The sequence below is a fragment of the Lysinibacillus sp. FSL P2-0066 genome, assembly GCF_037969495.1.
Classification (GTDB): Bacteria; Bacillota; Bacilli; order Bacillales_A; family Planococcaceae; genus Lysinibacillus; species Lysinibacillus boronitolerans.
The window spans coordinates 2997888-3023621 of sequence record NZ_CP150202.1; the positions used below are offsets into that span (position 1 = coordinate 2997888).

Annotated in this window: 23 protein-coding genes, 1 riboswitch and 1 other annotated feature; of the genes, 4 read left to right on the top strand and 19 right to left on the bottom strand. The window is 37.9% G+C overall.

The window, feature by feature from the left end; all coding sequences use genetic code 11:
* The 11 genes from MKZ14_RS15015 to MKZ14_RS15065 form a co-directional block, all read right to left on the bottom strand.
* Complete coding sequence (locus MKZ14_RS15015) at positions 1-603, bottom strand: methionine ABC transporter permease (protein ID WP_243456395.1); 603 nt, start codon at positions 601-603, stop codon at positions 1-3.
* Complete coding sequence (locus MKZ14_RS15020; protein WP_339280182.1) at positions 596-1675, bottom strand: ATP-binding cassette domain-containing protein; 1080 nt, start codon at positions 1673-1675, stop codon at positions 596-598. The genes MKZ14_RS15015 and MKZ14_RS15020 overlap by 8 nt, the downstream gene beginning before the upstream one ends.
* 40 nt (positions 1676-1715) lie before the next feature.
* Positions 1716-2525, bottom strand: a complete 810-nt coding sequence (locus MKZ14_RS15025; protein WP_339280183.1) for a MetQ/NlpA family ABC transporter substrate-binding protein — start codon at positions 2523-2525, stop codon at positions 1716-1718.
* A 269-nt stretch (positions 2526-2794) separates the two neighbouring features.
* Positions 2795-3322 carry a DUF1292 domain-containing protein gene (locus tag MKZ14_RS15030; RefSeq protein ID WP_339280184.1) on the bottom strand — a complete coding sequence of 176 codons (528 nt, stop codon included), beginning with the start codon at positions 3320-3322 and terminating at the stop codon, positions 2795-2797.
* A gap of 770 nt (positions 3323-4092) precedes the next feature.
* A complete protein-coding gene (locus tag MKZ14_RS15035) occupies positions 4093-4401 on the bottom strand; it encodes a DUF1292 domain-containing protein (RefSeq protein WP_016994165.1) in 309 nt (102 codons plus the stop codon).
* Between the two features lie 18 nt (positions 4402-4419).
* A complete protein-coding gene (gene ruvX, locus MKZ14_RS15040; RefSeq protein WP_016994166.1) occupies positions 4420-4836 on the bottom strand; it encodes a Holliday junction resolvase RuvX in 417 nt (138 codons plus the stop codon).
* 2 nt (positions 4837-4838) lie between these two features.
* Complete coding sequence (locus MKZ14_RS15045) at positions 4839-5105, bottom strand: IreB family regulatory phosphoprotein (protein WP_004226839.1); 267 nt, start codon at positions 5103-5105, stop codon at positions 4839-4841.
* An 88-nt stretch (positions 5106-5193) separates the two neighbouring features.
* Complete coding sequence (gene alaS, locus MKZ14_RS15050; protein WP_339280185.1) at positions 5194-7854, bottom strand: alanine--tRNA ligase; 2661 nt, start codon at positions 7852-7854, stop codon at positions 5194-5196.
* Between the two features lie 88 nt (positions 7855-7942).
* Positions 7943-8159, bottom strand: a binding site (T-box leader).
* 68 nt (positions 8160-8227) lie between these two features.
* Complete coding sequence (locus MKZ14_RS15055; protein WP_016994168.1) at positions 8228-9193, bottom strand: magnesium transporter CorA family protein; 966 nt, start codon at positions 9191-9193, stop codon at positions 8228-8230.
* A 246-nt stretch (positions 9194-9439) separates the two neighbouring features.
* Positions 9440-9605: riboswitch (M-box (ykoK) riboswitch) on the bottom strand.
* A 48-nt stretch (positions 9606-9653) separates the two neighbouring features.
* Positions 9654-11087 (bottom strand): 4-hydroxyphenylacetate 3-monooxygenase, oxygenase component, encoded by a 1434-nt coding sequence (gene hpaB / locus MKZ14_RS15060; RefSeq protein ID WP_339280186.1) that lies wholly within the window; start codon positions 11085-11087, stop codon positions 9654-9656.
* Positions 11088-11210: 123 nt separating this feature from the next.
* Positions 11211-13643, bottom strand: a complete 2433-nt coding sequence (locus MKZ14_RS15065) for an ATP-dependent RecD-like DNA helicase (RefSeq protein ID WP_339280187.1) — start codon at positions 13641-13643, stop codon at positions 11211-11213.
* Positions 13644-13831: 188 nt separating this feature from the next.
* On the opposite strand from MKZ14_RS15065, the gene hisA reads away from it, so the two are divergent.
* The 3 genes from hisA (at position 13832) to MKZ14_RS15080 (ending at position 16419) form a co-directional block, all read left to right on the top strand.
* Positions 13832-14599, top strand: coding sequence for a phosphoribosylformimino-5-aminoimidazole carboxamide ribotide isomerase (gene hisA / locus MKZ14_RS15070; RefSeq protein WP_036076247.1), 768 nt, complete (start codon positions 13832-13834; stop codon positions 14597-14599).
* Positions 14596-14883, top strand: a complete 288-nt coding sequence (locus MKZ14_RS15075) for a hypothetical protein (RefSeq protein ID WP_016991611.1) — start codon at positions 14596-14598, stop codon at positions 14881-14883. Before hisA ends, MKZ14_RS15075 begins: the two co-directional genes overlap by 4 nt.
* A gap of 786 nt (positions 14884-15669) precedes the next feature.
* Positions 15670-16419 (top strand): GTP pyrophosphokinase family protein, encoded by a 750-nt coding sequence (locus tag MKZ14_RS15080; protein WP_036076297.1) that lies wholly within the window; start codon positions 15670-15672, stop codon positions 16417-16419.
* A gap of 86 nt (positions 16420-16505) precedes the next feature.
* Here the strand turns inward: MKZ14_RS15080 and MKZ14_RS15085 are convergent, their stop codons facing one another.
* From MKZ14_RS15085 to MKZ14_RS15105, 5 genes are all read right to left on the bottom strand, one after another.
* Positions 16506-17951 carry an MDR family MFS transporter gene (locus MKZ14_RS15085; RefSeq protein WP_016991614.1) on the bottom strand — a complete coding sequence of 482 codons (1446 nt, stop codon included), beginning with the start codon at positions 17949-17951 and terminating at the stop codon, positions 16506-16508.
* A gap of 173 nt (positions 17952-18124) precedes the next feature.
* Positions 18125-18784 (bottom strand): tetratricopeptide repeat protein, encoded by a 660-nt coding sequence (locus tag MKZ14_RS15090; RefSeq protein WP_016991615.1) that lies wholly within the window; start codon positions 18782-18784, stop codon positions 18125-18127.
* Positions 18785-18858: 74 nt separating this feature from the next.
* Positions 18859-19983, bottom strand: coding sequence for a tRNA 2-thiouridine(34) synthase MnmA (gene mnmA, locus MKZ14_RS15095; protein WP_036076246.1), 1125 nt, complete (start codon positions 19981-19983; stop codon positions 18859-18861).
* A gap of 78 nt (positions 19984-20061) precedes the next feature.
* Positions 20062-21210 (bottom strand): cysteine desulfurase family protein, encoded by a 1149-nt coding sequence (locus MKZ14_RS15100; RefSeq protein ID WP_016991616.1) that lies wholly within the window; start codon positions 21208-21210, stop codon positions 20062-20064.
* Between the two features lie 339 nt (positions 21211-21549).
* Positions 21550-21969, bottom strand: coding sequence for an Rrf2 family transcriptional regulator (locus MKZ14_RS15105; RefSeq protein ID WP_004226809.1), 420 nt, complete (start codon positions 21967-21969; stop codon positions 21550-21552).
* A 204-nt stretch (positions 21970-22173) separates the two neighbouring features.
* Here MKZ14_RS15105 and MKZ14_RS15110 point away from each other — a divergent pair, with 204 nt between their 5' ends.
* Positions 22174-23460 (top strand): replication-associated recombination protein A, encoded by a 1287-nt coding sequence (locus tag MKZ14_RS15110; RefSeq protein ID WP_339280188.1) that lies wholly within the window; start codon positions 22174-22176, stop codon positions 23458-23460.
* 84 nt (positions 23461-23544) lie between these two features.
* Here the strand turns inward: MKZ14_RS15110 and MKZ14_RS15115 are convergent, their stop codons facing one another.
* The 3 genes from MKZ14_RS15115 to MKZ14_RS15125 form a co-directional block, all read right to left on the bottom strand.
* Positions 23545-24261 carry a hypothetical protein gene (locus tag MKZ14_RS15115; RefSeq protein WP_339280189.1) on the bottom strand — a complete coding sequence of 239 codons (717 nt, stop codon included), beginning with the start codon at positions 24259-24261 and terminating at the stop codon, positions 23545-23547.
* A 279-nt stretch (positions 24262-24540) separates the two neighbouring features.
* Complete coding sequence (locus MKZ14_RS15120; RefSeq protein WP_016991619.1) at positions 24541-25059, bottom strand: hypothetical protein; 519 nt, start codon at positions 25057-25059, stop codon at positions 24541-24543.
* A 209-nt stretch (positions 25060-25268) separates the two neighbouring features.
* Positions 25269-25655, bottom strand: a complete 387-nt coding sequence (locus MKZ14_RS15125) for a hypothetical protein (protein ID WP_333004799.1) — start codon at positions 25653-25655, stop codon at positions 25269-25271.
* Positions 25656-25734 lie beyond the last annotated feature (79 nt).

Genomic DNA, 25734 nt, shown 5'->3' on the forward strand with positions numbered 1-25734 from the left:
TTAAGACACCCTACGTATTTTTCGTTCAAGACTATTACCAATGCTTTGAATAATCTGTACAAGTACAACTAAAATGACCACTGTAACTAATATCGTCGTATTATCAAAACGTTGATATCCGTAAGTAATAGCAACATCACCTAAACCACCGCCTCCAACAGCTCCTGCCATAGCCGTCGCACCAATAAGTCCAATCGTTGCAGTCGTGACGCTTAAAATTAAGGATGGAAAGGCTTCAGGCAACAAAAACTTTCGAATAATTTGAAATGGAGAAGCTCCCATTGCTTTGGCTGCTTCAATAATGCCCTCATCCACCTCTAATAATGAATTTTCTATTAATCTTGAAATATATGGTCCAATATGCAAGACTAACGGCACAATGGCAGCAGTTGTACCAATGGCGGTGCCAACGAGTAATCTTGTGAATGGAATGATTGCAACAAGTAAAATAATGAATGGAATGGAACGCAATGTATTGACGATCGGATTGACAATCGAGAAGATTAATTTATTTTCAAGAATATGTCCTTTTCTCGTCACAACTAAGATGATCCCTAAAATAAAGCCTAAAATGGCACCAAAAAATAAAGAAAGGCTAACCATGTACAGCGTATCTAGAACCGCGTTGATAATAATTTGTGTGCTCACTTTCACGTGCAACAACCTCCTCTATTTGAATATTTTTAGCCTGAATAAATAGAAATGCTTTTTGTATATCTTTTTCAGAACCAACGAGCTCCACGATTAAATGGCCGAATGGGATTCCTTGTAACTCAGTGATATTGCCAAATAAAACATTGACATCTACTGCAAATTTCTTAGCTACCTGTGAGACAATCGGCTGTCCGACGTCTACTCCTATGAATTTTAAATTGTAAATTTTTTTAGAGGCATCTATACTTTTTAACTGTTCATAAACAGAAGATGGGATTTCATCCCGAACAACTGATTGGACAAAATTTTTAGTTGTCTCTTCTCTTGGTGTAGAAAAAATTTCAAGTACATTACCTGTTTCAATGATTCTTCCATTTTCCATGACAGCTACACGATTACAAATATCCCGGATAACTTCCATTTCATGCGTAATCATCAAAATCGTAATACCATACTCTATATTGACCTTCTTTAGTAAAGCTAAAATCGATTTGGTCGTTTGTGGGTCGAGAGCCGAAGTTGCTTCATCACATAAAAGGATAGTTGGTTTTGTCACTAGTGCTCTAGCAATGCCGACTCTTTGTCTCTGCCCGCCTGATAGCTCGTCAATATAACGATCAGTTTTATCCGCTAAGCCAACAAATGCTAAAGCCTCTTTTACTTGACCTTCCAAATTCGATTTTTTTACGCCACTTATGATTAAAGGCATTGCCACATTTTCAAATACAGTTTTAGAATGAAGGAGATTAAAGTGTTGAAAAATCATACCGATTTTTTTCTTCTCCTCTCGAAGCTGCTTTTTAGTGAGCGTAGTTAATTCTTTGCCATTCACAAGTACTCGTCCAGAAGTTGGCTCTTCCAGTAAATTTACTGTGCGAATCAGTGTACTCTTACCAGCACCACTAAAGCCGATAACACCAAAAATATCCCCCTTCTGAATCGTTAAATTGATATGATTTAGGGCCGTTACAGTCGAAGTACCGACCTGGAATTCTTTTGTCGTTTCAATAAACTCAATCATGCACGTCTACCTCCTTAGCATTTATGTTGATTGCAAAGCTTTAAAATGCTGGGACAACAGCACCCTTATACTGATCTTCAAAGAAAGAACGCGCCTTTTCACTTGTTAACCACTTAACAACTGTCTGTATAGCTGGATCATCCTTTTTTTCATTTGTCGATGCTATTATATTGACATAGGGTGATTCAGAATCTTCTATAATGAGGGCATCCTTCACAGGATTATAGCCCCCTTCTAAGGCATAATTTGTATTAATAGCAGATGCTTCTACATCATCTAATGAACGAACAAGTAATGGAGAATCAACACCTATAAATTGAATACTCTTCTCATTTTTCGTAATATCTTCGACTGTATAATCACCTTTCTTGGTTTTATCTAATTCAATCAAGCCATTATTTTGAAAAAGTAATAACGCTCGTGAAAAATTGACAACATCATTAGGTACAGCAACCTTTGCATTTTGTGGCAAATCATTAATTTTTTTTATTTTCTTCGAATACACACCAAATGGTTCAATATGAATTCCTTTTACACTGACTAAATCTAAATGACTTTCTTTATTCGTCTGTTCTAAAAACGGAACATGTTGAAAATAGTTAAAATCCAGCTCGCCATCTGCCGTTTGTTGGTTCGTTTGTACAGCATCTTTTATTATGGTAATGTCTAGTTTCACTCCATCCGTTTCAAGATCTTTTGCTAAATACTCCAATACTTCCGCATGAGGAACACTGGCAGCTCCTACTTTTAATGTTACAATGTCCTCTTTACTAGCCTCTCCTTTGTTTGTGCAACCAGCCAACAAGCCTATTACCAATGCACCGATAAGCAATTTCCAACCTAATCTCATCACATTTCCTCCTTAGTAAATAAATTTACTTGGTTTAATTTAAAACAAATCTTATCTATTTACTCAGAATTGGTCAATGCCTCTTTTATTCTATTTATTAAAAAATTCAGAAAGCGAAGAGGAGAAATACATGTTTTTTCTCGAAAATCCCTTAAATTCATTTAAAAATACAAAAATTTCATTTACAGATAGAATATTTTTAGACCATTGATAGAAAATTTCTATTAATAAACAAAAAACTCTGAGTGGTTGTTAGCCACTCAGAGTTTTTACAATTCGTTTAATACATCTTCAACAAATACCCATTCTTCATCAGTTTCAATTGGTAATAATTCTTCTATAGAACCGTCATTTCCAGACAGATATTGAGCCGCAAAAATATCTCGTTCCCCCATAGGTTCATCCGTCGCTGGTACATACAAAACATACGATTTACCGAATTGCTCAGATGAAAACGTATGAATGACTTCACAAACTTGATCTTTCCCTTCTTCGTCCGTCACCGTAATTAGCTGTGGCTCTTCCTCAAATTCATCAAGTAGTGTTAACACCACTTCATTAATCATTTCCCATTCTGTATCTGTTTCAACAGGCTGTAAATTGGTCATCTCACCTGTATTATCATCGTAATCAAAAGTCATCGCTGAAAGGTCCCCTGGGATTTCTTGACCTTTTTCATCTACAAGAGAAAATAACACATAAGACTTGTCCTCTGCATCAAATGTAAAGACTACACGACACTGCTGTTCCTTTCCATCTTTTCCGATAATCATAAATTCTTGCGTTTCTTCATTCATACGTTTTCCTCCTTTTTGACAATTTGATGTCAATTAATAAAAAGTTTTTTATCGAGTGGGGTTAAGGCACTTTTTGATTAGGTTCTTCTATTTTCGAGCGGATTCTCACATTTTAGGAGCGCTTCTTCTCTACTTTTGAGCGGGTCCCCTCATTTTAGGAGCACTTCTTCCCTATTTTTGAGCGGGTCGCCCCATCTTAGGAGCACTTCTTCCCTACTTCTGAGCGGGTCGCCCCACCTTAGGAGCGCTTCTTACTTACTTTTGAGCGGGTCGCCCCATCTTAGGAGCGCTTCTTCTCTTCTTTTGAGCGGGTCCACCCTCCTTAAGAGCGCTTCTTCTCTACTTCTGAGCGGGTTCTCACATTTTAGGAGCGCTTTTTCTCTATTTTTGAGCGGGTCGCCCCACCTTAGGAGCGCTTCTCACCTACTTTTGAGCGGGTCGCCCCATCTTAGGAGCGCTTCTTCTTTACTTCTAAGCGGGTCCTCCCATCTTAGGAACACTTCTTCCCTACTTCTGAGCGGGTCGCCCCACCTTAGGAGCGCTTCTTACCTACTTTTGAGCGGGTCCACCCTCCTTAGGAGCACTTCTTCTCTACTTCTGAGCAAATCCCCTCATTTTAAGAGCAATCCTCATCATTTGTGGATCAAAATTCACACATTTATCGAGCATTCACTCCTTAATTTAACAATCCTTGTACAAAGAAGAGTGTCAATAAAAAAGGAACAAGGACTGCAAGCTGCGATCCTTGTTCCAAGCTTTGAGTTAGAAGTTTAGTCTTCGTATTCATCCTCTAAAGCGTTTAAAACGTCCTCTACCATATCCCACTCTGCTTCAGTTTCGATTGGTGTTAATTCACCATCTTCACCATTTTCAGATGGTACAAATGAAGATACGAAAATTTCAACGGAGCCATCTTCGTCTTCCTCTGCTCCTACCATTGAGTAAAATACATATGATTTGCCAAACTCTGGAGATTCATGAACGTGAATCACTTCACAAAGCTGCTCGTTTCCGTTCTCGTCAATCACTGTAATGTGTTGAACATGTAGTTCTTCTTCATGGTTATGCTCGTGTGCCATGCATTGTCACCTCATCAATTAATTTTTGCTATCTAAGTAGCCTTGTAAAATCATCACAGCTGCCATTTTATCAATGACCTGCTTGCGCTTTTTGCGACTCACGTCCGCTTCGATCAGCATACGTTCTGCAGCCATCGTCGTTAAACGTTCATCCCATAACTTGACGGGTAGTGAAAATGTTTCTTCCAACAACTTTTTATAGTTCTCGGATGCTTCACCACGCGGTCCTACCGTATTATTCATGTTTTTTGGGTATCCTACAACAAATTCTGTTATAGTATATTCCTTTACTAGCTCGGCGATACGGTCAATACCGAACTCACCATTAGCCTCATCAATTTTTACGGTTTCAATACCTTGGGCGGTCCAACCAAGTGCATCACTTACAGCAACACCCACAGTTTTTGACCCAACGTCTAATCCCATAATTCTCATTTCTAGTCCTCGTTATTCTTTTTAATATAAAATTTAACAAGCTCCTCTAGAATTTCGTCACGCTCAAGCTTGCGAATTAAATTACGAGCATCCTGATGGCGAGGAATATACGCCGGATCACCAGAAAGTAAGTAACCAACAATCTGATTGATAGGGTTATATCCCTTTTCCTCTAATGAAGAATGAACTTTCAACATTACCTGCTTGACTTCCTGTTCCATTGATTCTTCTGGAAAATTAAATTTCATCGTTTGATCAAATGAACTCATGACCAGCACCTCGCTTTCAGAAATAAGGAGATGTGCAAACAAGCTCATCTCCAATTTCTCTTTATTATAACATGTTTTGGTGAATTAATTAAATGGATTTAACATAATCATACACAGAAAGTAGTGCTTCATCAAGTTTTGATGCATCTTTTGCACCTGCCATCGCCATATCTGGACGACCGCCACCTTTACCACCACATGCTTCTGCAACCATTTTCACAATATTCCCCGCATGGTAATTGCCACCAACTAATTCTTTTGAAACGCCAGCACATAACATAACTTTTTCACCATCAACTGCTCCAAGAACAATGACTGCTTTTGGCATCTTCGCTTTCAGGTCATCCATCATTTGACGAAGTTGATTGTTATCCTTCGCTTCCACTTTTGTAGATAGCACTGTTACATCTCCAATTGTTTGAGCGGCATCCACAACTGCCCCTGCCTGTGCATTGGCAATTTTTTGAGATAATGCTTCGTTTTCACGTTGTAATTCTTTGTAGTCGGCTTGTAATGCCTGTACTTTTGTGACAATATCTTTCGCATTTGCTTTTAGTAATGCTGCTGCATCATTTAATAATGCTTCTTCTTCTTTTACTGCTTCATAAGCCACTTTTCCTGTAACAGCTTCAATACGACGAGTACCTGCACCGATACCACCTTCTGAAACAATTTTGAAGAAGCCAATTTCAGAAGAGCGTTTAACATGGATACCACCACATAGCTCAATTGAATAATCTCCAATTGATACTACACGTACAACATCTCCATATTTTTCACCGAACAAGGCCATGGCACCCATTGCTTTTGCTTCATCAATGCCTTTTTCTTCAATAACGACCTCTATATCATCCCACACTTTTTCATTTACAATACGTTCAATTTGTTGTAATTCTTCTTTTGTAACTTGACCAAAGTGAGAGAAGTCAAAGCGTAAACGATCAGGGCCTACATATGATCCAGCTTGGTTCACATGATCGCCTAGCACATCTTTTAATGCACGTTGCATAATATGTGTCGCTGTATGGTTTTTAATGATTAAATTACGATCATCACGATTGACCACTGCTTGCACTGCATCTTCCACATGCATTTCACCAGATTCAACTACTACCGTATGAAGCGGTTGACCATTCGGTGCTTTTTGAACATCTTTTACAATAGCCGTAAAGCTATCATTTGAAATTGTCCCACTATCGGCAATTTGGCCACCCATTTCAGCGTAGAATGGTGTCTTCGCTAAAATAACCAATGCTTCTTGACCTTCTGAAGCGACTTTTGCTACTTGACCATTGACGATCATTGCAGCGATTTCAGTACTAGCTGTTAACGTATCATAGCCAACAAATTCACTTTCCACCGTTAAGTTTGCTAATACTTCATTCTGTACTTGCATAGAGTCAACATCTTGACGAGCAGCACGCGCACGTTCACGTTGTTCTTCCATTGCTGCCTCAAAACCTTCATGATCTACTTTCATGCCTACTTCTTCTGCATATTCTTCCGTTAACTCGATTGGGAATCCGTAAGTATCATATAAACGGAAAGCATCTGCTCCTGGAATGTAATCATGACCGGCAGCTTTTTGAGATTCCACTACTTCATTAAAGATAGTCAAACCACCATCTAATGTTTCATGGAAACGAATTTCTTCATTTTTAATGACACGTTGAATAAATTCGCATTTCTCCGTAACTTCTGGATAGAAGTCTTCCATAATTTTACCCACAGTTGGTACAAGTTCAAACATAAATGGTTTTTCAATACCAATTTGTTTAGCATAACGAACAGCGCGTCGTAGTAAGCGACGTAATACATAGCCACGTCCTTCGTTTGATGGCAGGGCACCATCGCCTATTGCAAATGCTACTGTACGGATATGATCTGCAATCACTTTAAATGGTGTATTAATATCTTCTTCTGAGCCAAAGATTTCATTTAAATCTACTTCACCAGGACGCTTATATTTACGGTTGGCAAATTCCTCGATTTTTTCAATGATTGGCATGAATAAATCTGTATCAAAGTTCGTTGGTACATTTTGAACGACTGATACAATACGCTCTAAGCCCATACCTGTATCAATATTTTGCTTTGGTAGTGGCGTGTAAGTACCGTCAGGATTATGGTTAAATTGAGAGAACACAAGATTCCAAATTTCAAGATAACGCTCATTTTCCCCACCTGGATACATTTCAGGATCATTCTCATCTGAGCCGTATTCTACACCGCGATCATAAAAAATCTCAGAGTTTGGACCAGATGGACCTTCTCCGATATCCCAGAAGTTTCCTTCTAAACGAATTAAACGTTCTTCTGGAATACCAATCTCCTGATGCCAAACATCATATGCTTCCTGATCTTCTGGGTGAATCGTAATGGATAATAACGCTGGATCAAAGCCCATCCATTTTTTATCTGTCAAAAATTCCCAAGCGTAATGAATTGCTTCTTTTTTAAAGTAGTCACCAATAGAGAAATTTCCTAACATTTCAAAGAATGTATGGTGACGAGCTGTTTTCCCAACGTTTTCAATATCGTTGGTACGAATCGATTTTTGTGCATTTGTAATACGTGGATTATCAGGAATAATACGTCCATCGAAATATGGTTTCAATGTTGCAACACCTGAGTTGATCCAAAGGAGTGATGGGTCATTTATCGGCACAAGTGGTGCTGATGGCTCATGATGATGCCCCTTTTCTTTAAAAAATTCCAAATACATACGGCGAATATCTACTGCTTTCATTGGATAAATTCCTCCTATTTAATATTGTAAAATCACGATACGAATCCTGCGATTTACCGAAGAAAATAAAAAAAGCCCTCATCCCCAAAAAAGGGACGAGGACTTGTCATTAGTCTCGCGGTACCACCCTAGTTGTAAGTAAAAATTTTTACTTACCTCTTTAGCACTTGTAACGTCAGTGAACGGCAGGGATTAGCTGCACTCTGGAGTAGCTTTCGGCATTTGCTGCTGTGAGGATTTTTTCAGCCTAGAAATCCCTTTCTTGTCCACACACAAATACGTACTTTTTCCATCATCGTTTTTACTTTTTCTATCGAAAATTATAAAAAAAATCTATTGCGCTGTCAATTAGTACTAGTATGACTAACACAAACTAAGCAATCATTTTTTTGAAATATGCCCACATACCCCACGTGAAAATGACTAAAAAGGCGCTGATAGCAATAGTTGTATAAGGTGAATCCTGATAAGGTAAAGGTACATTCATACCAAAAAAGCTAGTAATTACAGATAGCGGCAACATAATTGTCGAAATGACCGTTAATAAATTCAGCTTTTCAATAGATTTACCACTGATTATTGAAAAATACGTATCAAGCGTGCTGTTAACTAAATCGCGGTAAGTCTCTGTAGAGTCGACAATCCGTTCTAGATGGTCATTCAAATCTTTATAGAATGGAATATTTTCTTCTTGAATATCAAATTTCCACTGGCCATTGGTTGTTGAAAAAATTCTTCTTTGTGGCATTATGGCCTGACGAATTAAAATAATTGTCCGCTTCAGTGCAAGAAATTCCTCAGTCACCACTTTCGGTTGATAATCATAAATCTCTTCTTCCAGTTCATCTATACGTGCTCGAATTCGTTCTAATACGGGGAAGTATTCGTCTGTAATTCCATCAATAATGGTATGCAATAAAAAATCAGTACCCTTTTCCAAATATTTTGGACTATTGATACAAACATTCTCCATGTTGCCTAGCCATTGCAACTTTTGTTTATGCACAGTCACAATATAGTTTGGACCCATAAAAATATTTAATTCAACGGTTGTAATTTCATTGTTACTTTTTTCATTATAGATTGGTGCATGAAGCACAAAAAATTTATAATCACCATAACTATCCATTTTCGGACGTGAGCCCTCATGTAAGCAATCCTCCACAGCTAGTGGATGAAAGCCAAATACATCTGCTATATTATTCAATTCATTATAACTATACGCATATAAATCTACCCATAATAAGTCTCCGTTATGAATAGGAAGTTGGAAATCCATCATATTGAAATCATGTTGGACTGTCTTGCTGCCGCTATTATAATAGTGGATTTTAATCATTGCATTTCACCTCGTGTTTTGTTATTGAGGGAAACAAAAGGTCATCCTTTATCACCTTTTGTCTGCGTCGGTGATCAGAAATCGATGACTTTTTATGTGTTTCCGTTTGCCTAAATGATACTTATTCGGTTCAGGACTACTATCCATTTCTCATCACCTTCCTTTCATAACAAAAACACGCCTTCTACGAATGAAGGCGTGTTGAATACACATATCAAAAAATAGCAATTAAAAACATTGCATGCTTGTTACCTTCAAACGTTGAGTTTTAGCACTATGCGGCATAGGAATATGTCCAGCTACGTTAAAAAACACCTTATTTCGATGATTTCTGTTGACCCATTGGCGTCTCTCGACATTTTTGGGTAGTAGCGTATCTCCAGCATAGGAGCCTCACCTAACGAAGGGATGTTATTTTTTTGTTCCTACACATCATAGCGGATTGCCTCAAAACTGTCAATCAATCATTTTTCAAAAAGTCTTCCACTCTTTGCACTAAATGCTCTCGTTGATAAGATTGATAGAGCAGGCTAGATAAACGCACAGGATCACCAAAGAAAAAGCGTTCGTACAATGTTTGCCTTGTGCCAAAACTACTCATCGTTAAATCCCAAGCTAAACGGAATTTCTTTACTCGCTCCTCACCTTTATCTTTGAATGATTGCAAATAATGTTCAAGGTCACCCTCATCTGCTGCAAATGCATGTTCAGTTGGTATGGACATCAAGCCACTTGCCCCTAGTTGCTGGATAATTTCCGTAAAAGTTGGATATACTTTCGGGAAAATTTGAATAGCCACTTGTAATGTTGAGAGATCAGGTCGAATAAAGCCAAACATATCCCTATGTGCATCCACTTCTGATTTGATTAACAATGCTTTCATCGTTTCTAATGGCACAATTACGTCCACTACTTTTTGTTGTACATGTTGGTAGTCACCGATATTAATAGTGTCCACAATCGATTGTACAACCCCTAGTACAAATTCAGTCTTGGCAATTTGACGAGACAACACTTGATGTAAACCGTAAGCCTGGAAGCCACTGACATTCATAAATTGATTTGCAACGTCGACATTTTCATAATAAAAAACGCGTTCCCATGGAACAACTACATCATCAAATACAACGATCGCATCCATTTCTTCAAAACGAGCACTCAAAGGATGATCAAAAGTAGAAGGTCCACCTACAAAAGACTGTCGACATAAAAATTTTAACCCCTTCGTATTACTCGGTATAGAAAAGCCAAATCCCTTTCCTTCATCATAGCCATTTGTAGATAAAACAAGAAGCTCATCTGTTATGCCACCCTGTGTCGCTAGTAATCTTGCCCCTTTAATGACTAAGCCCTCACTTGTTTTCCCAATGATTTTAGCAGCAATGGTCACTTCTTCATCCTCATAGTAATAGCGCTTGCGATTCACCTGTGGTTCGATAAAGGTATGTGTCATCGTAATATCATTCTCGCGAGCATACTCATAAAACTTTAGCAAATGCTCTGGAAAACAATTTGGCTTTTCTTTTAAAAAGTCTGCTGCTGATGCCAGGGCCATTAATGTTGTATTCATATAATCAGGACTTCTTCCCATAAAGCCATGGGAAGATAATGCCCATTCCCTTGCTGCATGGCGCCTTTTCACAAGATCTTCTGGCGTCATTACTTGAAGAAAGGACATGCCAACTCTCTGTTTACTAGTTGGCGATTCATAGGTCATTTTTTCAAGAAGTGCCTCTTGATGTTGTAAATCAAAAAGTTTCGCTTGACTCTGCATAATTCCTTTAAAGGCAGGATGTTCTGACACCTTTCCTGTTACGACTTTCCCATCTAGCGAAATATACGTTTTTAAAGCATCAATTCGTTCAATATACTGCTGCCCTGTCATTATTGGCATTCTGTCACCCCTATACATTCCCTATGTTTTTGTACTTATCTAGTATATGAAATGTCCAAATATTAGGTGACGATACATCAATTAGAAAAACCCGATTAGACAGTCTAAACGGGAATATATATTTTAGTCATCCAAAAAATCATATGGAGAGACATCATTCATACCAATCATTGGATGAATATAAGGGGCTGTTTCTACTGTTAGCTTTTGTTCAACGGAAACAGGCTCCTGCATCCCTTCATTATCTACTGGCACTGCCTCGACTTCCACAAGTTCTTCCTCAATTTCCATAGGGTTAAGTCTTGCACGTAAAGAGGTGAAACGCTGAAGGTCATCTGTACGTTGTAAACCATCCGCAAGCACATCTGGTTCACCACATAAAATCAAAAAGTTTTTAGCACGTGTAATACCTGTGTATAAAAGATTACGCCGTAACATTTTGGAATACCCTCTAACCACTGGCATAATGACCGTTTGAAACTCAGAGCCCTGTGATTTATGGATGGAGCAACAATAAGCTAGTGTCAATTGATTAAGGTCGCTTCGTTGATAGGTCACTTCAATGCCATCAAAGGATACGATCAGTAAATCTTGTTTTTCGATCGTCTCTTTCGCCTTAATAATACTAATGACCTCACCCATATCTCCATTAAAGACATTGCTTTCAGGTTGATTGACTAATTGAAGGACTTTATCTTTTATTCGATAGGTTACATCCCCAAAGACCAGCTCTTTTCGTGTTCCAGTATCATTTGGGTTAATAAGCTCTTGAATCATTTTATTTAAATTATCTATACCAGCTGGTCCTTTATACATGGGCGCCAACACTTGAATATTACGGATTTCCTGACCTTTTGCGACAGCACTTTTGACAACCTGTGTAACAACGTTGGCAACTTGATCGGCTGAAGCCTTAATAAACGAACGATCAGAAGTTTTAGCTGTTAACTCTTTTGGAATCGTTCCTTTTTTTATTTGATGGGCAAGTTCAATAATCGTTGAGCCCTCTGCTTGTCGGTAAACATCTGTTAGCTCAACAGTTGGTAGCTGCTTGGATGCTAATAAATCCTTTAACACCTGTCCTGGACCCACCGGTGGGAGCTGATCCTGATCTCCTACAAAGACAACCTGGACATCTTCATGTAAAGCTTTTAATAATTGATGGGCTAGCCATGTATCAACCATGGACATTTCATCCACAATAATCAGCTTCCCTGTCACTTCCCGCTCTGTCTCTTCCTCTTTTTCTTGCCCTGTAAAGCCAAGCAGTCGATGGATGGTCATCGCTGGAAGCTCTGTTGACTCGGCTAATCGTTTAGCAGCACGTCCAGTCGGCGCACAAAGAATGATCGGAAATGGCTCCTCTTTTTGGGCATACTCTTTTGGATTTAAGGATAGGCCATGAAGCTTTGCATAAACTTCCACGACTCCCCGTACAACAGTGGTTTTCCCCGTACCAGGACCACCCGTTAAAATCATAACAGCTGAATTTAAAGCCTGTTCAATGGCATTCGCTTGTGTTTCTGCATAGGTAACATTGAGTAACTCCTCTGTTTCTCCAATGGCTTTTCGAATTTCATCTTTACTAAAATGTTCAGCCTTATTATTCCGCTCGATAAGCGATAAGATTTTCGATGCAATCCCTACCTCTGAAAAATAGAGTGATGGTAAATATAACCTTGTCTCTTCACCACAAATTTTGCCTTCTTCACGCAAATCAATACAGGCTTGAGAAATGTCCTCGAACGGTATCTCCTGTCGTTGGCTTTGTTCAAGCATTTCCTTAACGAGCGGTAAAACATGTTCTGCATCGAGATAGACATGTCCATCCGATAAAGCCGCTGTATTTAAAATATGTAAAATCGCTGCTTTGACACGATCAGGATGTTTACCGGTTATACCTAATTTCGCACCTAGCTCATCGGCTCGAAAGAAACCAACCCCTTCCACATCTTCAATCAAGCGGTATGGATTTTCTGTTAGTAATTCAATGGCTTCTGTTCGATAGGTTTGATAAATTTTCATCCCAAGCTGTGGACCAAATCCCCACTCATTCAATTGTATCATGACCCGTTCTAAGCCTAAGTTTTGCTCAATAGTGCGATGAATAACTTCTTTTTTTTCAGCGGATAGCCGCGGAACAGCATCGAGAGCACTTGGATCCTCTAAAATAACACGGAGTGCATTAGCACCTAGTTTTTCAACAATCGTTTCAGCTGTTTTTTTCCCTATTCCAACGAATAGGTCACTTGATAAATAATGAATAATTCCTTGCTCGGTGGCAGGTACCTCTTTCGTAAATGTTTCAATTTGAAATTGAGCACCATATTTAGGATGCTGTTTTAAAATACCTGTAAATCGATATTGCTCATCCATTTGTAGTGGGGGAAAATAACCAACAACAATAATTTCTTTATCTTCATATTGCAAATTCGTCTCTTGAATTTTCACACGTACAATCGAATACATATTTTGCGCATTATGAAAGATAGAGACGATCGGACGTCCGAGTATAAAAAATTTATTAAGTTCAAATAAATCTAAATGATCTGTCATGTTCGGTCCGTCCTTTCTATAGTTTTCAATCTTTTTATTTTACCATAGCCTCATGAAAATATCGCAGACAAATATATATTCGCTTTATTATTTTTACATTATTTTGACAAATGACAATTCTCTGCCTTTATCCTCTATTCCATGCTATGATTAAGAAGAATTAGTTGCACGGAAGGATTGTGAAATTATTGGAATTTAGACCTTGCATCGATTTACACGATGGCAAAGTAAAGCAAATTGTAGGGAGTACTTTAGGGTATACGAATCAAGCAGTTGTAGAAAACTTTATTTCTCAGCATGACGCTAGCTACTATGCACAAATGTTTGCCCAAGATCGTTTAACAGGTGGACACGTTATCATGCTCGGTTCAGGTAATGAAGATGCTGCCCTATCCGCTTTAACAGCCTATCCTCAAGGCTTACAAATTGGTGGGGGTATCACGTCTGACAATGCTCAAAAGTATATTGACGCAGGTGCTTCGCATGTCATTGTCACATCCTATATTTTCCATGATGGTCAGCTCGATTTAGCTCGTTTAAAGCATTTAAATCAATTAATAGGTAAAGAACACCTCGTCATCGATCTCAGCTGTAAGATGCGTGACGGGAAGTGGTTTGTCATGACAGATAAATGGACTACATTTAGTCATTTCGAAGTCAATGCAGCGTCCATTGCCTATATTGAAGATTTTTGTGATGAACTGTTAATACATGCTGTCGATGTTGAAGGAAAAAAGGGTGGCATGCAGGAAAGCTTGGTACAGGATTTAGCTGCCTGGACATCTATTCCGACTACCTATGCAGGCGGCGTTCGTTCAATTGAAGACTTAGAAAAGTTTAATCAATTAGCCAATGGAAAACTTCATGTAACAATAGGAAGTGCGCTCTCTATTTTTGGGGGCAATTTACCTTATACAGATGTAGTAGAATATTGTAAAAAAGGCGGGATCTTGTGAAGCTTATTTATAAGGATTATGTTTTTCCATTTCACGAAACAAATTTAGAGAGAATCATAGATGGTAAGTATTTTAAAGTGAATAAAAAAGATCATTCTCTTGCGATTCATGTGCAGCTTGACAACGAACAAATGCTACTGGAATTTTCAAAATCACTAAAGGCAACATGTGGGTTCTTACGCGATCAAGAAACAGAGCCTTATATCGGAACCTATATTGATCTACAAGTTTTCGTTGATGAGTTTAATAAACGTTATAACTTAAATGCTGAAATAATTAGTTAAAACAAGGGACGGAAAGCTTCCCTTGTTTTACCCTCAAACCCTCTTCTGCATAATTCCTTCCCCCTATTACCGAAACCTTTTCATTGTCATGTAAGTTATATATTATATAGCATAAACCATAGGGGGGTTCTATCACTAAACTACATACTCAACATTTCCTACATTATTTTTTATGCTTCCCGCCCTTCTTATAGGGATGCTCTCACCATGATCTCTCATGGCATAGGCTTTATTTTGAATACAGAATATGTTCAGGTATTAGTTTTTGCTATGTTATTTCAACAAAAACTACCCTTAAATCTTTAGATGTAAGCCCTCTTTCTATCCGATCTGTTTTAATCATTTTACGCATTATGCCCTTTTGGTTTAATGGTATAGAGGGTGTTCATTGATGGATAACTTTAGGTCAGATTCATTTTTATATGGTTAGTATTATTTTGCCTATATTAATTGTTTATTTATGGATGCTTTCAATAAATAAACATTTATCATGTATGATAGGATTCATGTTCCTCAATAGAAGGTATATTATTAATGCAACCAAATACAGCGCAAATCACTGGGTTTGCATGTTTATCCACCATTATTTTATGGAGAGCTATAGTAAATTCGAAATGGCAGTACATTTCACTACTTATATTAGCCTTCATTTAGCTCCAGTCCTAGATGTGGATCAAATTATTTTTAGTGGCTGATATGGCTATGGAATTTCGCCAATTATCGGCTATCTCATTGCCATACAAAAATAAAAATCGAACAAACCGAAAAAGAAAGGATTTAACAACGATGAAAACTGAACTAGAAGTAAACACTTTAAAATCATTTCAAACTGAATTAACACGCTTCTTTTTAGCTTACAAATTTGCTCTACAGGAAGTGGAAACGAAAATTAATATTTTACAAGAAGAATTTAAGTTAATTCATGAATATAACCCAATTGAACATATTTCGACACGTGTAAAATCCCCGAAAAGTATTTTAACGAAGATGATGAAAAAAGAGCTTCCTCCTTCAATTGAGGCGGTGCGTGAAAATATCCGTGATATAGCTGGTGCTCGCATCACCTGTTCCTTCGTGGAGGATATTTACAAGGTAAGCGCCATGTTACAAGCACAGCATGACATGGAAGTTGTTGAGGTGAAGGATTATATAGCCAATCCAAAAGAAAATGGCTACCAAAGCTTACATCTCATCATTAAAATCCCGATCTTTATGTCAGACCATATGGAAAAGGTCTATACAGAGATTCAAATTCGTACAATTGCAATGGATTTCTGGGCAAGCTTAGAGCACAAAATTTATTATAAGTACAATAAAGAAGTACCTGAGCATATTCGACATGAATTAAAGGAAGCTGCCCTACAAGCAGCTGAATTAGATCGAAAAATGGAGCGACTGAACAAGGAAATCAATATTTTAAAAGAAAATGAAGCCGAACCTTCATTGCTAGACAGTACCCCAATCGCACATCTAGCGAAATACTTAACGGAACTACCTGGCAATAAAATAATGGATGATGCGCTATTTAAAAAGTAAATCCATGCTGAGATTTGGTCATCAAATGAAAAATCCACCTCACACTGCTTAACCACAGAATGTGAGGTGGATTTTACTGTTTTTCGCTATTGCGACTTCCTTATGGATTTCGTTGCTACAAAAAAGGAGAAAATCAGAGCACAAATAGCAAAAATAAAGGTAGCTATATATACATAACTAACGCCATTCGCAATAGTGTCCTTTAAAAAGCTTACTTCTTCTAAATTAAAGCCACCTTTTGCAAATTCACCATTTAATTGAATTTCACCTTTTCCTAATGAAGCCATTTTTTCACTCGTTGCAAGGTTGAAAATCATACCAAATAGTGCTGCCCCAATCGCTTGGCTAAATGTATTCGTAAAGGAGTTCAAACCAATTGATATACCAAGTTGCTTCGGATCTGCCACCTTTTGTATGGAGATCATCAACATCGGCATAATAAAGCCCATCCCTAGTCCAATTAATGATGAAGCGAAATAAACGCTGAAATCACTAGAACCGGAAGATAGTCTTGCCAACAATAATGTACCCGTAACAAGTAAAATCGTACCCATTTGGATAATGCGTTTATTTGTTAAACGACCGATTAAATAACCTGCCATAATCGAGTTCACCGTCCAAAAAATAGACATTGGTGTTAATAATAAACCAGCCTGCGTTGCATTTTTGCCTAAAACACTTTGGGCAAATATTGGAATATAAACCGTCACACCAATGACAATAGACATGCCGCTTAAAGTTAATGCATTAATGACCATTAGTCGTCCATTTTTAAACAGTGTTAACGGAATAATTGGCTCCTCTGCTCGCAACTCTACCCAGATAAAAATACTTAAGAATACAAGAGCAACACCGTACATTAGCAGCGATTGACCTGATAACCAAGTTTGTGTTTTACTGTTTTCGATAATCACAAACAGTAACGCAACCATGCCAATTGTAAAAAATACTGCACCTAGGTAGTCAATTTTACGCTTCACTGCCTCTAGTTGTTCTTTATAATGTTTAGCAATTAAATAAATAGAGGCTAAACCAAACGGTACATTAATGAAGAAAATAAAATGCCAAGATACTTGGTCAACAATAAACCCTCCAAATAATGGACCTACAACACCAGAAACGCCCCATACCATACTTAAATAGCTTTGTCCTTTGGCACGCTCTTTTTCAGTCTTAAACAATTCACCAACCATTGTTAATGTGATGGGCAAAATTGAACCTGCGCCAATACCTTGAATTGCTCGAAAAACAATTAATTGCTCCATGGATTGAGCTAAACCACATAACATAGAACCTACTAAAAAAATAATGATACCTGTAATAATCATTCGTTTACGGCCAAATAAATCGGCTAATTTACCAAAAATAATCGCCGCAATGGCTGAGGCTAGTAAATAAGCGGAATAGATCCAGCTTATTAAGTCTACACCTAATAAATCAGCCGTAATACTTGGGATAGCAGTACTTACAATCGTTCCTTCAATTGCAGCAAGTGCTGTTACAAGTAATAGTGCCATAAATACTTTATTCATTCTGTCACCTTTTCCTTTCCTGCATGACATACATTACCAAGTTTGAACTAGAAATAAAAGAGAAGGGATTCAATTTATGAAAAAATAAACGATGTTTTTCTGTTTTACTAGATAAAATCAATAAAAAAGCAGCAAGAATGTAAATCAACATTCACTCGCTGCTTATTATCTAATCAGTTAAATCGTTGAGCAATCATATCGTAAATATAACGCGCTTGGTCATATTCAGGTTGTAATGTAAAGGCTTGTTTCAAATGATACATTGCATCTTCTGTTTGTTCAGTGGACACGGCATATAGTACACCTAAATTATAATGTGCATCTGCATTATTCCAATCCTGTTCAATCAAGAGATCCAGTTCCTTCTTCCCTTCCTCAAACATTTCTAATGCACATAGTACGATCGCATAGGCTAAACGAATCTGTGTATCCTCTGGAGCAATTTCTACAGCACGTTGTAAATAAGGTAATGCCAATTTTGTGTTATCCATACGTTCAAAGCATTTCCCCATCATATAATAGACATCGGCACCTTCAATATGATGTTTTAGCGCTTGCTCATATAGCTTCACAGCCTCAGCATAGCGTTCAGCATTGTAATATAAATTGGCTAGACCGTAATAGGCTGTAGCTGCTGATTCATCCACAGTAATTGCCTTTTGGAAGAAACGTTCTGCACGTTCAGTATCCTCTAATACGGCTAATAAATTGCCGAAATTTACATAGCCAAGAGCATTTTCAGGCTCTGCCTCAATTGCTTTTGTAAATAGTTGAGCAGCATCCTCATAACGTTTTTCTTGAAATGCTTGGATGCCCTGTTCATTATAATTCATTTATTCTTCACCTCTATGTAGCGAAAGACTGCTTTTAGGAAGCCAAGAGGCCATAAAAGCAGTCTTAACGCAATTTATCCAACATATGTTAGTTTTTCATTACTTTTAAAGACTTCGTCAATTGTTCCGCCACCCATACATTCTTCTCCATCGTAAAGAACAACAGCTTGTCCTGGAGTGATAGCACGGACAGGCTCTGCAAAGGTAATATGGGCACGCCCATCTGGTAAAATTTCAACTTCTACTGGTGTATCGGTTTGACGATAACGGAATTTTGCTGTGCAAGAAAATTTCCCAGGCAATTTTTTTGTCGAAGTATAGTTCATTTTCACTGCTGTTAATGATGTTGAATACGAATATTCATTGTCAAAGCCTTGTCCGACAAGTAGAACATTACGCGCTAAATCTTTTCCTAGCACAAACCAAGGCTCGCCGTCCCCACCAATACCAAGCCCGTGTCGTTGACCAAGTGTATAGTACATTAAACCATCGTGTTGGCCCATTTCAACGCCATCCATTGTTTCCATTTTCCCAGGTTGAGCTGGTAAATATTGACTTAAGAACTCTTTGAAATTACGTTCACCGATAAAGCAAATGCCTGTTGAATCTTTTTTCTTGGCCGTAGCAAGTCCTGCTTCTTCTGCAATTTTTCGTACTTCTTTTTTCTCTATATCACCAATTGGGAACATTACATGCGCCAATTGCTCTTGTGATAATTGATTTAAAAAGTATGTTTGATCTTTATTATCATCAACGCCACGTAACATTCTAACTTCACCATCACCACTACGATCAATTCGTGCATAGTGACCTGTCGCTAAATAATCAGCACCAAGGTTCATGGCATGCTCTAAAAATGCTTTAAATTTAATTTCTTTATTGCACATAACATCAGGATTTGGTGTACGCCCTGCTTTATATTCTTCTAAAAAGTATGTGAAAACTTTATCCCAATATTGTTTCTCGAAATTGACAGCATAGTATGGGATACCAATTTGATTACATACTTTTATCACATCGTCATAATCTTCCGTTGCTGTACAAACACCGTTTTCATCCGTATCATCCCAGTTTTTCATAAAGATCCCGATTACTTCATATCCTTGTTGTTTTAACAAGTATGCCGCCACCGATGAATCTACCCCACCTGACATGCCGACAACAACTCGAATTTGAGAGGGGTCACGTGTTTCTTTCATTGTGGTCACCTTTTCTTTTATCTAATTACAGTTTATGTTTCAATATTCTACCGAAACATAACATTGGTATTTTGCAAATTATTTTTTAGCTAGTTTTTTCACAATTTGAGCCGTTTTTTCTGCCGCATCTCGAATATCCTTTTCCGTTAAACCCTGCCCAAAGCTGAATCGGATGGAGTTTCGTAGCTCCTCTGCACTTTGTCCAAACATTGCTACTAACACATGAGAAGGATCAATCGATCCTGCAGTACATGCCGAACCACTCGAAACATAAATACCTGCCATATCAAGGTTCACTAAAAACGATTCTACCTCCATGCCCGCAAAGCTAATATTTAAAACATGAGGCAACGAATGTACCTCATCACCATTTACATGAAATGCTAGCTTTTGCTGTGAAAAAACAGCAAGCATAATTTGCTTAAAGTGATTGTATAGTGAACGCTTTTCTTCACGCAACTCATTTGCAACTTGCACTGCTGTCGCAAAAGCAATAATGGCAGGTATATTTTCAGTACCTGCACGACGTTTTTTCTCTTGTGCGCCTCCAAGAGCATAACTTGCTAACGGTGTTCCTGATTTTTGATAAAGGAATCCAACACCTTTTGGACCGTTGATTTTATGAGCAGATACACTCAATAAATCCACCTGTAATTCATTTACATCAATGCGCTCTAAGCCATAAGCCTGAACCGCATCTGTATGGAAAGTGGCAGGATGCTCACGCAATAGCTCACCAATTTCCGCAATTGGCTGAATCGTTCCAACTTCATTATTTCCATACATAATTGTCACTAGAATAGTATCTTCACGAAGGGCTTTTTGGACATCCTCAACCGCGACACGCCCTCTTTGATCGACAGGTAAATAGGTCACCTCAAAGCCATCACGTTCAAGTTTTTCACAAGTATGTAATACTGCATGATGCTCTACTTGCGTTGTAATGATGTGTTTTCCTTCCTTTGCACGGGCATAGACAGTCCCTAAAATTGCCATATTGTCAGCTTCTGTGCCACCACTTGTGAAAATAATTTCCCCTGCTTGCGCACCAATTGATTTCGCCAATAGCTCACGTGCATCATCTAGATATTTTCTTGCCTCTCGACCTGCTTTATGAATACTCGATGCATTGCCAAATACCTCCTGCATAGCAGTCGTCATCGCCTCTATTACTTGGCCATTCATCGGAGACGTGGCCGCATGATCGAGATAGATATATGAATTCATGTTGAAAACTCCTTTTTATCAATTACACCTCGGCATAATTAAGTCAGGATTTTTTCGAGCTCGCTCGAAAAGCCCTTTTCAAACTCTGTGACATCCGCCAGAGGCTTTCGCTTGATTCAGTTAATGCTTGCAAAATCAATACAAGTATACCTCGCTCCTCTATGAGAGGGGAGTCTTCCGTACTTGGTGGTTCATTTTAGGACAAAAAACATTTCTGAATCGAGATAAAAGCACAAAACCCACATCACTCATCGTAAAATAGTTATTGAGATGTGAATCGTTCACAATCTCCCTAAAAGATGAAGTGAATGCAGGAGTAGCGCTTTAGCTTAAACTATTTTAAATATAGAACATGTAGCCTTCCACTACATTTTCTTCTGTATATTGTGCTAAATCTTCAATGGTCGTTGTATCTAACACATTTTTTACTGCATCGCGAATACGTAGCCATAACTCACGTTGAGGTGCTTCTTCATTTTCAATGCCCTCTACTGGTTGAATAGGTCCTTCTAGCACACTAATAACATGGGCCGCTGAAATTTCGCTAGGTGGATTAGCTAGCATGTAACCACCATAAGCACCACGTACACTTTTTACTAGGCCTGAATTACGAAGCGGAGATACTAATTGCTCTAAATATGCTTCTGAAAGCTCCTTTTCCGCAGCAATTTTACGCAAAGGAATTGGTCCTTCCCCATAATGCTTTGCTAATTCAATCATAATTGTAAGCCCGTAACGGCCCTTTGTTGAAATTTTCATTTTATCACCCTCAATTAGTCTAGTCAAAATACTACCAACAGTATATCATAATCTCCTCTTGATGAACTCGGAAATACACCTAGAAGGATATGATATACTTATTAAAGCGATATAAAATCGTTCAAAAGCTATATGAGTGCTTTATTTTAGCGTAAAAAAATGGATGAAGCAAAAAAATGACAACGACTGAAAGGGGAAGTTATTTTGCACAATGAACCACTCGCTTTTCGAATGCGACCTTTAACCCTTGATGAGATTGTTGGTCATCAGGATTTCATTGGTCCCAACACCGCCCTTTATAAAATGATTCAAAATGAACATGTCCCTTCCATGTTGCTATATGGAGAACCTGGAATCGGTAAAACATCCATTGCCAATGCCATTGCAGGAAGTTCCAAGCTCCCTTTCTTCGCACTTAATGCCACACGAGCTGGCAAAAAGGATGTGGAAGATATTGTCCAAGAAGCCAGAATTTCAGGGAAAGTGCTTCTTTTTTTGGATGAAATTCATCGCTTCAATAAATTACAGCAGGATACGCTGTTACCACATGTAGAAAATGGATCGATTGTATTAATTGGTGCCACGACAGAAAATCCGTATCATGATGTTAATCCAGCGATTCGTTCACGCTGTGGCGAAATTTATCAGCTAAAACGTTTAACGAAGGAAAATTTAATCGAATTAATCGAAAAAGCATTAGCTGATGAAAGACGGGGACTAGGCAAATATCATTTTGCCTTAACACCATCACAAATTGAACAAATTGCAGCCGCAGCAAACGGAGATGCGCGAAAGGCATTAACTTTGCTTGAATCCATTTATTATGCCAGTGACGAGGTGGATGGGCAAACGATTGCTGCCGACCATGTCATTGAACATCTCATCAGTCGAATTGGTGTATATGGCGATAAAAAAGGATCACATTTTTATAATTTACTATCAGCCCTGCAAAAATCTGTGCGTGGCAGTGATACCAATGCTGCTTTGTATTATTTAGCGCATTTATTGGAAACAGGCGATTTAGTGGCTGTCAGCAGACGCCTCCTTGTTATGGCCTATGAGGATATTGGTCTGGCTAATCCCGAAGTCGGACCTCATATGTTAGCTGCTATTCAAGCAGCCGAACGACTAGGATTACCAGAGGCACGTATCCCACTTGCAAGTGCTGTCATCGAAATGTGCCTTGCCTCAAAATCCAATTCAGCCATTGTGGCAATTGATGCTGCCATTAAGGCTATTCATGAAGGCAAAATAGGCGATATTCCACATCATTTGCGAGATGCTCATTACGAGGGTGCCAAAGATTTAGGACATGTTGGCTATCAATATCCTCATAACACACCGATTGGTACTTTTGGTGGTTGGGTAAACCAACAATACTTGCCAGACGAACTTGTAGGCACTGAATTCTACAAGCCTGTTATTGCTGGTGAGGAAAAACGCATGGCCAGTATCTACGACAAACTCAAATCATTTCAATATAAGAAATAATAAAACACAAAAGCAAAGTCACTATCTCAAGGAATTGAAATGACTTTGCTTTTTATCTAACAACAGGATAGGCTGCTCTAGCAATCAACCTGTAAAGCTCGGGTTATTTGTTGTGTAGCGTTCTTGGTAAAACAAATTTAATGGTTCTGCTAAATGTCGAAGTGATGGCAAAATGGATTCTTTTACATCTCCTTTATCTGCCTTACTATGCAAAAAGACAATTAAATTATACGACTGATACAATAAGCTCGCGAACTCTTGATTGTTTTCTCTTACCTCAAAGCGAATTGCTTTTACAGCAATTGCTTGTGCAATTTTTTGTTCTCTTGTTTCACAGGAGGGGTCCGTACTTAATTCATCATCCGACACTCTGTATAACCGTTTTAATGCACCATAGACCTCTTGATTTCCACTAAATCGATCTTTTAACCACTGCAAGACAAATTGCAAAAGAATCATTGCATAGATAAGGGAAAGACATTCATCGCCACGTGATTTTTTTGCCAAGCGTTGGAAATATTCTGCTTGTGTGACTAGTTCAAAAAGAATTAAACGAATTGGATAAAGCATGGCATGGCCGCTATTGATGTACAGCTTTTCCCGATCTCTATACATAGCCAACCAAATATCTTTGACCAATGAAATAGATTTCCTTGTTGAGAGCGCTAATTGACATTGAATAAGCTCCTGTTCAATTGTCGGTTGGATAAGCTGTTGAAATAATAGTTCATCTTCCTCACTAACTAATAAAAGAGGTTTTTCCAAATTCGCCAAATCTATTTCTATTCCATTTACAATCATTGCTTAGCCCCCTTCCAATAAGTTCTTACAGCGCGAGCACATATATTACCAATTTTCTAACTATAATTCGACAAAAATACATAAATACCTTTCAAGAAAATATGTCTTTTTACTTTCCCCACAATAAAAAAAAGAATCCACGCCACTAAAAAAGCAAGTAAATCACTCTCTTTCCACATCGAACATTGTAGAAAAAACTGATTTATTTACAATTAGTTACGTAGATTCTTGACGTATAGGCTATTTTCAGAAAATAGATAGTCTATTATTGTCAAAGGTCTAAGAAGAAAGTTCCTGATCAACAAATAATTTAAACTGTTGAAGACATTGCTTCACTTCACCTTTCTGTGACAGCACCTCGTTGCGTATGATTGTTGCTTGTTCTTCATCCTCTAGCACTTCAGTTAAAAGAGCAATGATATCTTCTAATAATTGCTCATTCTCTTCCTGCTCAATACTTGGTAAGGAATAGGCTGCTATTTTTAATAAATGCTCTACTTTTTCAGGCGTTTTTTGTAAAGCATTCGAAGAATAATAGGTCGATGCAGCTAAAAAGTAGCATAATTTTGCACAACAATCGATAAATAAATGCCAATACGTATTTGCTTTTGGTAATTCCCCTGCCCGCTGATTAACATATTCCTTATAATAGGTTGTGACTTGTATATATAAAGGATTCAATTCTCTCATGGCTTTCGGATAATTGTTGGATGTATCCAAATAGTCAAATACAATGGCATTCATTTTCTCTTGAAGTTTGACAATATCTAAATGATCACGAATTACTTGAATTTCCATTTCCCCACTCTCCCATATGTCATTTGCTGTTTAACTTCCTGGCTATTCACTGAGTAGCACCAAGCAAACCAAACAAACTGATCGATTATCTAATGGATGATTTAAATTATAGCAATAAACCATATGAAGTAGTGTGGACATGAAAAAAATAAGACAATTTCGTGAATTAATAGCATTTTATGTACATAAGGGGAACTATTTTGGTAAAATTATACCCTTTGTACATATTCATCAAATAACCATGGATCCTTTGCTCGATCGATGATTTCGATAATACTTCCATACACATATTTTTTAATGCGCTTTTGGGGTATATAAAAATAAGCATTGTTCATAATTAACCATTCACTTAATGTTAAATCACTACCTGCTTGTTGATTTGTTAAGATTTTTTTATGTCGCAGAACATCAGCCATTTTATAAAAACCATCTGACAATTCGTAGGCTGATACATCAAAATTAAAAATGGGGCTGACAACCTGTCCAACATCAAAAATATGTATAGTTTGGTTTTCTTCATCAATAGCTAACTCTACTGTGCTAATCTCGTCGAAAAGATTTAAACCTCTATATTCCATTTGATAAATTTTTTCCATTTGTATACGCCTCCTTTTTTACAACGGTCTAATTGTAACATAGAAAAAGTAGCTACCTCTAAATACAATTAAGGCAGCT

What these genes read in the sequence shown, in the direction of transcription:
- MKZ14_RS15015 (WP_243456395.1), bottom strand. Translation starts at nt 603, where the DNA reads ATGGTTAGCCTTTCTTTATTTTTTGGTGCCATTTTAGGCTTTATTTTA.
- MKZ14_RS15020 (WP_339280182.1), bottom strand. Translation starts at nt 1,675, where the DNA reads ATGATTGAGTTTATTGAAACGACAAAAGAATTCCAGGTCGGTACTTCG.
- MKZ14_RS15025 (WP_339280183.1), bottom strand. Translation starts at nt 2,525, where the DNA reads ATGAGATTAGGTTGGAAATTGCTTATCGGTGCATTGGTAATAGGCTTG.
- MKZ14_RS15030 (WP_339280184.1), bottom strand. Translation starts at nt 3,322, where the DNA reads ATGAATGAAGAAACGCAAGAATTTATGATTATCGGAAAAGATGGAAAG.
- MKZ14_RS15035 (WP_016994165.1), bottom strand. Translation starts at nt 4,401, where the DNA reads ATGGCACACGAGCATAACCATGAAGAAGAACTACATGTTCAACACATT.
- ruvX (WP_016994166.1), bottom strand. Translation starts at nt 4,836, where the DNA reads ATGAGAATTATGGGATTAGACGTTGGGTCAAAAACTGTGGGTGTTGCT.
- MKZ14_RS15045 (WP_004226839.1), bottom strand. Translation starts at nt 5,105, where the DNA reads ATGAGTTCATTTGATCAAACGATGAAATTTAATTTTCCAGAAGAATCA.
- alaS (WP_339280185.1), bottom strand. Translation starts at nt 7,854, where the DNA reads ATGAAAGCAGTAGATATTCGCCGTATGTATTTGGAATTTTTTAAAGAA.
- MKZ14_RS15055 (WP_016994168.1), bottom strand. Translation starts at nt 9,193, where the DNA reads ATGATTAAAATCCACTATTATAATAGCGGCAGCAAGACAGTCCAACAT.
- hpaB (WP_339280186.1), bottom strand. Translation starts at nt 11,087, where the DNA reads ATGCCAATAATGACAGGGCAGCAGTATATTGAACGAATTGATGCTTTA.
- MKZ14_RS15065 (WP_339280187.1), bottom strand. Translation starts at nt 13,643, where the DNA reads ATGACAGATCATTTAGATTTATTTGAACTTAATAAATTTTTTATACTC.
- MKZ14_RS15080 (WP_036076297.1), top strand. Translation starts at nt 15,670, where the DNA reads ATGAAAACTGAACTAGAAGTAAACACTTTAAAATCATTTCAAACTGAA.
- MKZ14_RS15085 (WP_016991614.1), bottom strand. Translation starts at nt 17,951, where the DNA reads ATGAATAAAGTATTTATGGCACTATTACTTGTAACAGCACTTGCTGCA.
- MKZ14_RS15090 (WP_016991615.1), bottom strand. Translation starts at nt 18,784, where the DNA reads ATGAATTATAATGAACAGGGCATCCAAGCATTTCAAGAAAAACGTTAT.
- mnmA (WP_036076246.1), bottom strand. Translation starts at nt 19,983, where the DNA reads ATGAAAGAAACACGTGACCCCTCTCAAATTCGAGTTGTTGTCGGCATG.
- MKZ14_RS15100 (WP_016991616.1), bottom strand. Translation starts at nt 21,210, where the DNA reads ATGAATTCATATATCTATCTCGATCATGCGGCCACGTCTCCGATGAAT.
- MKZ14_RS15105 (WP_004226809.1), bottom strand. Translation starts at nt 21,969, where the DNA reads ATGAAAATTTCAACAAAGGGCCGTTACGGGCTTACAATTATGATTGAA.
- MKZ14_RS15115 (WP_339280189.1), bottom strand. Translation starts at nt 24,261, where the DNA reads ATGATTGTAAATGGAATAGAAATAGATTTGGCGAATTTGGAAAAACCT.
- MKZ14_RS15120 (WP_016991619.1), bottom strand. Translation starts at nt 25,059, where the DNA reads ATGGAAATTCAAGTAATTCGTGATCATTTAGATATTGTCAAACTTCAA.
- MKZ14_RS15125 (WP_333004799.1), bottom strand. Translation starts at nt 25,655, where the DNA reads ATGGAAAAAATTTATCAAATGGAATATAGAGGTTTAAATCTTTTCGAC.